Raw genomic sequence first — 9,244 nt, 5'->3', positions numbered from 1 at the left:
CTCCGACGAACACCCCCGGACCCGGTGACACCACCCCCCAGGTCATGCCTTCGACAGGGGGCAACAGTCATGCCGGGCCCGGAGGCCAGCGGCCCCATTGCGGAGCCGCGGAAAACATAACGGGGGTTCCCGGCGTGTTGCAGGTCCGTCATGACCGAGTGAAAGGCCGTGGCCGGGAATCACCGGTCGGCGTAGCGTGTTGCGCAGCACGGCGAGGGAAAGATCCTCCTCAGGTACTAGGGTCCGTCCTTTGCCTTTCCATTACTCTTGAAGCCAAGGCCGCGCACGGTGGCCATGGAGGAGTGAGATGAGGAGCAGAAACCCGGTCTTCTCGCGACGGGGGTTCAGCCGCGACAACGGCTACGCGGGCTTCAACGCCGCGCCGCAGGCCGGGGGCCCCGCTGTCGGCACGCAGGGCAACCCGTACGCGCAGGGCAATCCGTACGCCCAGCCGTCCGGCAACCCCTACGCGCAGAACCCTTACGCCCAGCAGGACCTGCAGTACGGCGCCCCGCAGGCGCCGGTCACCACCGCGGGCCGGATGACGATCGACGATGTCGTGCTGCGCACGGCGTCCACGCTCGGCGTGCTGGTCCTCGCCGCCGCGCTGTCCTGGGCCCTGCTGCCGGTCGACGAGGCCAACATCGGCCGCTCCTACGGCATCGGCATCGGTGCCGCGCTGATCGGCATGGTGCTGGCGTTCGTCCAGTCCTTCAAGCGCAAGGCGTCGCCCGCGCTGATCCTCACGTACGCCGCCTTCGAGGGTGTCTTCCTCGGCGTCGTCTCCAACATCGTCGACACCCACATCGCGAACGGCGCGGCCATGCAGGCCGTGATCGGCACGATGGCGGTGTTCGCCGGTGTGCTCGTGGCGTACAAGGCGGGCTGGATCCGCGTCAACCGCCGGTTCTACGGCTTCGTGATGGCGGCGGCGCTGGGCTTCGTCCTGCTGATGGCGGTGAACATGCTGTTCGCCGTCTTCGGCGGCGGTGACGGCCTCGGCTTCCGCAGCGGCGCCCTCGGCGTCTTCTTCGGCATCGTCGGCATCATCCTCGGCGCCTGCTTCCTCGCCCTGGACTTCAAGCAGGTCGAGGACGGCATCGCCTACGGCGCCCCGCGTGAGGAGTCGTGGCTGGCGGCGTTCGGCCTCACCCTGACGCTGGTGTGGATCTACATGGAGTTCCTGAGGCTCATCGCGATCCTCAACCAGAACGACTAGCCGGCCGCACGGCCGGCATGCGAAGGGCCCCGGGTCTCGTACCCGGGGCCCTTCTCGCGTTCGGCGTCAGTGCGCGCGTCAGGCGAGCTTGCGCGCGGCCCTCCTCATCTCGTACTCGTGGATGATCGCCTTGGCGTGCCCGTACGCCAGGTTGTGCTCGTGACGGAGCCAGCTGACCTTCTCCTCGAAACGGAGGGCGGGTCCTTCTTCGACGGTGCGCAGCCAGTCGGAGATCTCACGACCGGTGCAGTGGGGGATGCGAGCGAGAATATTGCGGTGGGTCTCCTCGGAGAGGACGTGGGACATCGGCGCCTCCGGACGCATGGGATGTAAGCCGGTCCTTCAGGTCACCGTGCCTGAGTGTCCGCGCGTTGGCAACAGTGCCGATGGGGCGCGTTACGCTCACCGCGTGGTTGATACGACACCGTTGATCCGTGCCGTCGGGCACTTCGCCGACCGACTGCGTGCCGCACCGCAGAGCCGCTTGCAGCGGGGGGCCGCGGCGGAGGCGCTGGAGCTGGCGAGAGAGCTGGCCCGGCGGGCCCAGTCGCGGGAGTCGCCGGAGGCCGAGCCGCGGGAGATGCCGGACGCCGGGATGTTCGCGGCAGCGGATCAGGTGACCGTCGCGGGCCGCGATCTCGCGGTCGTGCTGCGCAGCGACACGGAGGTCGAGGAGGCCGTACGTCTGGTGGAGGAGGCCCGGCAGCGGGCCGGGATCTGAGCCCGGGCGGGCCCGCGGGTCACAGGCTGGCTATGACCCGGTCCGCGAGGATGTACACGTTCTCCTCGCCGCATGCGAACGTCAGCGTGTACGCGCCGGAGATGCCCGACCCGCCCAGCAGATACGGCGTCTCACCGGCGGTGAGGGCGGCGGCGAGACGTTCCGCCGTCTCGCGGTGGCCCGGCGTCATGCACAGCGTGGTGCCGTCGGCGAAGACATACACGTCGAGGGTGCCCAGCGGGCCGGGGCGGACATCGCTCAGCTCCACCCGGCCGGCGGCCAGCTCCTCCAGCGTGGCGACGGTGCGCTCATGGTCGCCCACGATCGGTGACTGCACCGGGACGAAGTCCGGGTGCGAGGGGTGCCGGCGGCGGGCCGCCGCCAGCTCGGCGGACTCCCCGGAGAACTCGTCGGCCTCGGCGCCCGGCTCGGTCACCGGCTCCAGGCCCGCGAAGTCGGCCTGACGGGGCAGGAACAGCTCGCTGTCGGCCAGACCCAGCAGGGACGGCGCGTCCGACGCGTCACGGGCCTCCTGGGCGGCCCAGAAGGCACGCGCCTCGGCGAGCTCCCGCTCCCGCTCCTCGGCCAGGGCCTCCGCGACAGCCGCGCGTATCTCGTCGGCGTCGGCGGTGGTACGGGCCGCGGGTACCAGGCCGTGGGCCGGCGCGGCGTTCGAGGCGAGCTGGGTGTGCAGCGCGGCGACCTGGCGACGCAGCAGCACGAGGGTGCGCAGGACGGCGACGCCCACGGCGCCGGTGGCGGCCGTGGTGACCAGCAACGCGATCTGCATGGCGCTCACTGACGTACTCCCGGTTCAAAGTCGACCCCCGACTTCCTACATCAGCTTGAAGGGCGGACTATCAAACTGTCAGTGCGTAACGTCACGAATCGGACGGGGACTTTGGCCCCGGGGGTCAGTGGGGCACGGGTTGACCTGCGGTGATGTGCGAGTAACCCCACGCTGAGGGATATACGTCACATCCTGGGGGAGATTGGATCACAGAACGGCCCGGAGTCCAGGGGTTTCCCGAACTCCGGGCCGAACGTTGACCGTGGGTGCTGTTGTGACTACGGAGCGAGCCGAAAACGCGTCAGCTGAGCCGCTCGATGACCATCGCCATGCCCTGGCCGCCGCCCACGCACATGGTCTCCAGACCGAACTGCTTGTCGTGGAACTGCAGCGAGTTGATCAGCGTGCCGGTGATCCGGGCGCCCGTCATGCCGAACGGGTGGCCGACGGCGATGGCGCCGCCGTTCACGTTCAGCTTCTCCAGCGGGATGCCGAGGTCCTGGTACGAGGGGATCACCTGCGCGGCGAACGCCTCGTTGATCTCGACCAGGTCGATGTCGTCGATGGTCAGGCCGGCACGCCGCAGCGCCTGCTGGGAGGCCTCCACCGGGCCGAGGCCCATGATCTCCGGGGAGAGACCGGAGACGCCGGTCGACACGATGCGGGCGAGCGGGGTCAGGCCCAGCTCGCGGGCCTTGGTGTCGGACATGATGATCACGGCGGCGGCGCCGTCGTTGAGGGGGCAGCAGTTGCCGGCGGTGACCAGGCCGTCGGGGCGGAACACCGGCTTGAGCGCGGAGACGCCCTCCATGGTGACGCCGGCGCGAGGTCCGTCGTCCTTGGACACGACGGTGCCGTCAGGGAGGGTCACCGGGGTGATCTCGCGCTCCCAGAAGCCGTTCTTGATGGCTTCCTCGGCGAGGTTCTGCGAACGGACGCCGAACTCGTCCATCTCCTGGCGGGTGACGCCCTTCCAGCGGGCCAGATTCTCCGCGGTCTGGCCCATCGCGATGTACGGGTCGGGCAGCAGGCCGTCCTCGCGCGGGTCGTGCCAGGTGGTGCCCTCCTGCTCGGCGACCGCCGCGGTGCGGGCCTCCGCCTCGGCGAACAGCGGGTTGTGCGTGTCCGGCAGGCTGTCGGAGTTGCCCTTGGTGTAGCGGGAGACCATTTCCACGCCGGCCGAGATGAAGACGTCGCCCTCGCCGGCCTTGATGGCGTGCAGGGCCATACGGGAGGTCTGGAGAGAGGACGAGCAGTAGCGGGTGATCGTGCAGCCGGGGAGGTGGTCCATGCCCATCTGCACGGCGACGATCCGGCCGAGGTTGTTGCCCTGCTCGCCGCCGGGCAGGCCGCAGCCGAGCATCAGGTCGTCGATGTCCTTCGGGTCCAGCTCGGGGACCTTGGCGAGGGCCGCCTGGATGATCGTGGCGGTCAGGTCGTCCGGGCGCAGGTCCTTCAGGGAGCCCTTGAACGCACGGCCGATGGGGGAGCGGGCGGTCGAGACGATGACGGCTTCGGGCATCACGGCTCCATGGCATACCGGAGGGTCGGGCGGACCTCTGGGAAGTTACCCGTACGTATGGTCCAGGTCACCGGTGTCACGGTGTGACCCTGACCGCAATTTTCTAAGCGCTTGCTTTCTTGTCGGGGGTGGTGCCCCCGACGCCCCCCCTTTTTTCCGGGGTACCCCCCGAACGCCCCGGGCACCCGGCGCGGGTGCCGCCCGAGCCCGGGCCGGCGCACCGTCGCTGCAAGGTCACCTCCCCGGCACGGGTCACCTGCGCGTCGCGCCCTCCGGTTCCGTTTCCGGCAGGCGCCGACGCCGCCGGCGCTTCAGCAGTGCCCACGGCCCCCGCGGCCCCGTCGGCATCGCGGCCGTGACCTCCGTGCCCGCCTCGGACGCCGCCTCCGCCGCCGCCTTGGCCACCGGCAGGAACCCCTCGCGCCGCGTGACGTCGGGCCGCTCCTCCTCCGGCCACAGCCCGAGCGCCGCGCACACCGTCGGCAGCACCGCCATCGCCGCCGTCGCATAGCCCTCGGCGGACGGGTGGTAGTGGTCCGGCCCGAACAGCTCCCGCGGGTTCGCCGCGAACTCGGGGCCGAGCAGATCGCCCAGCGACACGGTCCGCCCGCCCTGCTCGACCACGCCGATCGTCTGCGCCGCCGCCAACTGCCGCGACGCCCGCCGGGCCAGCCACCGCAGCGGCTGCTGCACCGGCTCGATCGTGCCGAGGTCGGGACACGTCCCGACCACCACCTCCGCACCGGCCGTCCGCAGCCGCCGTACCGCCGCGGACAGGCAGCGCACCGACCGGGTCGGCGGCACCCGGTGGGTCACATCGTTGGCGCCGACGATGATCACGCAGATGTCCGGCAGCCGCGTCGTGTCGGCCAGCGCCAGCGTCACCTGGCGTTCCAGGTCGTCGGAGCGGGCGCCCGGCAGGGCGACGTTGCGCAGCTCCACGGGCCGCTCGGCCACCGCCGCCAGACCGGAGGCGAGCAGCGCGCCCGGCGTCTGCCCGGCGCGGTGCACGCCCTGCCCGGCGGCCGTGGAGTCGCCGAGCATGGTCAGCCGCAGCGGGGACGCACCGGGGGTGTCGTACCCATGGCCGTACCGCCCCTCGGCGTTGGGCACGTGCGGGGTGGCGCCGTTGCCCACGTGCCGCCGGGCCAGATGCGCCTCGGCCAGCAGCAGGCCCATGGCCGCCGCGCCGGCCAGCCCGATCCCGCCGCCGCCGTACGCGGCGCCCGCCGCGATGCGCCGGGCCACTCGCGCCCTCGACATGCCGGTCATGCGTCGCCGCCACCTCCTCGTAGCCGTACACCCTCTCCTTGCCCCGTACGCACCGTCGCCCAATCTCCACGCGGAGTGATCGACCGTCATGGGTCGCCCACAGGCCATAGGCTGGCGGGACCATCACGACCACATCTTTTGCAGCATCCGGAGACAACGGTGCAATTCCACGACTCGATGATCAGTCTCGTCGGCAACACCCCGCTGGTGAGGCTCAACAGCGTGACCAAGGGCATCAAGGCGACCGTCCTGGCCAAGGTGGAGTACTTCAACCCGGGCGGTTCCGTGAAGGACCGCATCGCCCTGCGCATGATCGAGGCGGCCGAGCAGAGCGGGGAGCTGAAGCCGGGCGGCACGATCGTCGAGCCGACCAGCGGCAACACCGGCGTGGGGCTCGCCATCGTGGCCCAGCAGAAGGGCTACAAGTGCATCTTCGTCTGCCCGGACAAGGTGAGCACCGACAAGATCAACGTGCTGCGCGCGTACGGCGCCGAGGTGGTCGTCTGCCCGACGGCCGTCGCCCCGGAGCACCCGGACTCGTACTACAACGTCTCCGACCGCCTCGTCCGTGAGACGCCCGGCGCGTGGAAGCCGGACCAGTACTCCAACCCGAACAACCCGCTGTCCCACTACCACTCCACCGGCCCCGAGCTGTGGGAGCAGACGGAGGGGAAGATCACCCACTTCGTCGCGGGCGTCGGCACCGGCGGCACGATCTCCGGCACGGGCCGCTATCTGAAGGAGGCCTCCGGCGGCAAGGTCAAGGTGATCGGCGCGGACCCGGAGGGCTCGGTGTACTCGGGCGGCTCCGGGCGGCCGTACCTCGTGGAGGGCGTCGGTGAGGACTTCTGGCCGACCGCCTACGACCGCACCGTCGCGGACGAGATCGTCGCCGTGTCCGACAAGGACTCCTTCCAGATGACCCGCCGTCTCGCCAAGGAGGAGGGCCTGCTCGTCGGCGGCTCCTGCGGCATGGCGGTCGTCGCCGCGCTGAAGGTCGCCGAGCGGCTCACCGAGGACGACGTCGTCGTCGTACTGCTGCCGGACAGCGGGCGCGGCTACCTCTCGAAGATCTTCAACGACGAGTGGATGGCCGACTACGGCTTCCTGGAGGACGAGGGCCCGAGCGCCCGCGTCGCCGACGTCCTCAACGACAAGGAGCACGGCGCCATCCCGTCCCTGGTGCACATGCACCCGGACGAGACCGTCGGCCAGGCCATCGAGGTGCTGCGCGAGTACGGCGTCTCGCAGATGCCCGTGGTCAAGCCGGGCGCGGGCCATCCGGACGTCATGGCCGCCGAGGTCGTCGGCTCGGTCGTCGAACGGGAGCTGCTGGACGCCCTGTTCAGCAAGCGCGCCTCGCTGGAGGACCCGCTGGAGAAGCACATGTCGGCGCCGCTGCCGCAGGTCGGTTCCGGTGAGCCGGTCGCCGACCTGATGAGCGTGCTGGGGCAGGCCGACGCGGCGATCGTCCTCGTCGAGGGCAAGCCGACCGGTGTGGTCAGCCGTCAGGACCTGCTCGCGTTCCTCGCCAAGTCCGGCAAGTAGCCGCCGGCCTCTGTGGCCGCGCTCGGGCCCGTGGCCTGGGCGAACGCCCGGTGAGCGGCGGTCTGCGGGTTCTCGCCGAAGTGGTACGAGCACGTCACGTCGTCGCAGCACCCGCTTAACACGGCTCCGGCACAGTAGTGGTTGTCGGCAGGACGGGAGCGGCTCCCCGTCCCGGCCGGCACCGAAACGGCGTCACGGACCTCCGGAGCGGCTCCCGGACCTCCACGGACGCCATGGACGCGCCCCGGCTGTGCCCGGCCCGCGTCCCTCGCGGGGACCGCCGTCGTCCCGCCCCCCAGCGATGGGGGTGCGGCGGTCCCCGCGCAAAATCCCTCCCCGTTCTTTCGCCCCCGGCGGGTGGCCCGCGCGCTGCGGGTCAGACCGCGGACGCCCAACTGCCCAGCAGGGCCAGCCGTTCCGCCGTCTCCGTGCCCGGCTCGGGCGTGTACACCACGATGGTCTGCTCCGGGTCCGCCGGCACCGACAGGGTCTCGAACGGCAGGGTCAGCAGCCCGGCCACCGGGTGCCGGACGCGTTTCACCCCGTACATGCACTCCTTGACCTGGTGGTCGGCCCACAGACGGCGGAAGTCCTCGCTCTTCAGGGACAGCTCGCCGACCAGTGCGCACAGCGCCGGGTCGTCGGGGTGGCGGCCCGCGTCGATCCGCAGATGGGCGACGGTCTGCGCGGCGACCGCGGCCCACTCCGGGTACAGCTCGCGCGCGGCCGGGTCGAGGAAGACGTGCCGGGGTATGTTGCGGTCGGCGGGCGCCATCCGGTTGAAGCCGGCGACCGCGTCCCCGAGGGCGTTCCAGGCCAGTACGTCCATGCCGCGGCCCAGCACGAAGGCGGGCATGCGCTCCATGCCGTCCAGCAGCAGCCGTACCCCCGGCCGGACGCGGGCCGTGGCGCGGCCGGTACTGCCGCTCCGGCGGCGCCGGCGGGGCCGGGCGACGGTGCGCAGATACGCCGACTCGGTCTCGTCGAGGCGCAGCACCCGAGCGACGGAGTCCAGCACGGCGTCGGACACGCTCTGGCCGCGGCCCTGCTCCAGCCGGATGTAGTAGTCGACGCTGACCCCGGCCAGCTGCGCCACCTCCTCCCGGCGCAGACCGGGGACGCGGCGCCGCCCGTGCGAGGGCAGCCCCACCTCCTCGGGCCGTATCCGGGCGCGGCGCGAGCGCAGAAACGCGCCCACATCCGATGTCGTCGAGTCCCCGTCCATGAGGTGGAGCCTAGGGCAGTGGGCCGTGTCGGAACCTGGCACTGGCAGACCCAGGAAAACTCGGTCCCTGGGTACGGCGGCCGGGCACGGCGAGGGTGGTGCGTGCCGCCGGGGAGACCGCCCCGGCCGTGACCCACTGGGAGCCACCGTGTCCTACGAGAACCTTTCCGGCCGTACCGCCCTCGTCACCGGCGCCGCCAGCGGCATCGGTGAGGCCGTCGCCCTGACGCTCGCCGAGCAGGGCGTCCGCGTCGTGCTGCTCGCGCGGCGGGCGGAGCGGCTGGAGGAGATCGCGCGGAAGATCCGCGCCGACGGCGGGCAGGCCCTCGCCGTGGCCGCCGATGTCACCGACAGCGCGTCCGTCGGCCGTGCGGCGGCGGCCGTGCGCGAGACGTACGGCCGTGTCGATCTCGTCGTCAACAACGCGGGCGTCATGCTGCCCAACCCGATCGAGGACGGCCGGGTCGACGAGTGGCAGCGGATGCTCGACACCAACGTCCTCGGCGCCCTGCACGTCATCCGCGCCTTCGTCGGCGACCTGTCGGCGACGGCCGCGGAGGGCGGCACGGCCGACCTGGTGAACATCTCCTCCGTCGGCGCGCACGACATCTTCCCGAACTACGCGGTGTACGGCGCGACCAAGGCCGCCATCACCCATCTGTCGGCCTTGCTGCGGTCCGAGCTGGGCCCGAAGGACGTGCGGGTCACCAACATCGAGCCGGGGCTGACCTCGACCGAGCTGAAGGACCACATGGACAGCCCCGAGCTGGCCACGCAGCTGGACGGCATGGCCGACAGGTTCGGCACCCTCGCGGCCACCGACATCGCCGACCTCGTCGCCTATGTCACCAGCCGGCCCCGGCATGTGAACCTGCGGCAGGTCATGGCGCTGCCGACGCGGCAGGCGTGAGGGGCGACGGGAGGCCGGGGACCGGGACGCGTGGACC

The 9,244-nt window shown here is 71.4% G+C and carries 9 protein-coding genes; 4 read left to right on the top strand and 5 right to left on the bottom strand.

Features of this window, described 5'->3' with window-relative positions:
* Positions 1 to 307: 307 nt before the first annotated feature.
* Positions 308 to 1,219, top strand: a complete 912-nt coding sequence (locus MTQ10_RS23305; RefSeq protein ID WP_247472058.1) for a Bax inhibitor-1/YccA family protein — start codon at positions 308 to 310, stop codon at positions 1,217 to 1,219.
* A gap of 78 nt (positions 1,220 to 1,297) precedes the next feature.
* Here the strand turns inward: MTQ10_RS23305 and MTQ10_RS23300 are convergent, their stop codons facing one another.
* Positions 1,298 to 1,525 (bottom strand): DUF4287 domain-containing protein, encoded by a 228-nt coding sequence (locus MTQ10_RS23300; protein ID WP_247472060.1) that lies wholly within the window; start codon positions 1,523 to 1,525, stop codon positions 1,298 to 1,300.
* A 103-nt stretch (positions 1,526 to 1,628) separates the two neighbouring features.
* Between MTQ10_RS23300 and MTQ10_RS23295 the strand changes: the two genes are divergently transcribed.
* Positions 1,629 to 1,940 (top strand): hypothetical protein, encoded by a 312-nt coding sequence (locus MTQ10_RS23295; protein WP_247472056.1) that lies wholly within the window; start codon positions 1,629 to 1,631, stop codon positions 1,938 to 1,940.
* 19 nt (positions 1,941 to 1,959) lie between these two features.
* On the opposite strand, the gene MTQ10_RS23290 is transcribed toward MTQ10_RS23295, so the two are convergent.
* From MTQ10_RS23290 to MTQ10_RS23280, 3 genes are all read right to left on the bottom strand, one after another.
* Complete coding sequence (locus MTQ10_RS23290) at positions 1,960 to 2,739, bottom strand: hypothetical protein (protein WP_247472054.1); 780 nt, start codon at positions 2,737 to 2,739, stop codon at positions 1,960 to 1,962.
* 292 nt (positions 2,740 to 3,031) lie between these two features.
* Complete coding sequence (locus MTQ10_RS23285) at positions 3,032 to 4,252, bottom strand: acetyl-CoA C-acetyltransferase (RefSeq protein WP_247472048.1); 1,221 nt, start codon at positions 4,250 to 4,252, stop codon at positions 3,032 to 3,034.
* 252 nt (positions 4,253 to 4,504) lie between these two features.
* Positions 4,505 to 5,524 (bottom strand): SGNH/GDSL hydrolase family protein, encoded by a 1,020-nt coding sequence (locus MTQ10_RS23280; protein WP_247472047.1) that lies wholly within the window; start codon positions 5,522 to 5,524, stop codon positions 4,505 to 4,507.
* Between the two features lie 159 nt (positions 5,525 to 5,683).
* Between MTQ10_RS23280 and MTQ10_RS23275 the strand changes: the two genes are divergently transcribed.
* Entirely contained in the window at positions 5,684 to 7,072 is a 1,389-nt protein-coding gene (locus MTQ10_RS23275; protein WP_247472045.1) for a cystathionine beta-synthase, read from the top strand.
* Positions 7,073 to 7,448: 376 nt separating this feature from the next.
* Here MTQ10_RS23275 and MTQ10_RS23270 read toward each other — a convergent pair whose 3' ends face one another.
* On the bottom strand, positions 7,449 to 8,297 hold the full coding sequence (locus tag MTQ10_RS23270; RefSeq protein ID WP_247472043.1) for a helix-turn-helix transcriptional regulator: 849 nt from the start codon (positions 8,295 to 8,297) through the stop codon (positions 7,449 to 7,451).
* Positions 8,298 to 8,445: 148 nt separating this feature from the next.
* Here MTQ10_RS23270 and MTQ10_RS23265 point away from each other — a divergent pair, with 148 nt between their 5' ends.
* Positions 8,446 to 9,207: an SDR family oxidoreductase gene (locus MTQ10_RS23265; protein ID WP_247472042.1), complete on the top strand. Its 762-nt coding sequence runs from the start codon at positions 8,446 to 8,448 to the stop codon at positions 9,205 to 9,207.
* Positions 9,208 to 9,244: the final 37 nt, after the last annotated feature.

The sequence above is a fragment of the Streptomyces sp. XM83C genome (genome assembly GCF_023072675.1).
GTDB lineage: Bacteria > Actinomycetota > Actinomycetes > Streptomycetales > Streptomycetaceae > Streptomyces > Streptomyces thermocoprophilus.
This window is presented reverse-complemented; position numbering and strand designations above follow the sequence as displayed.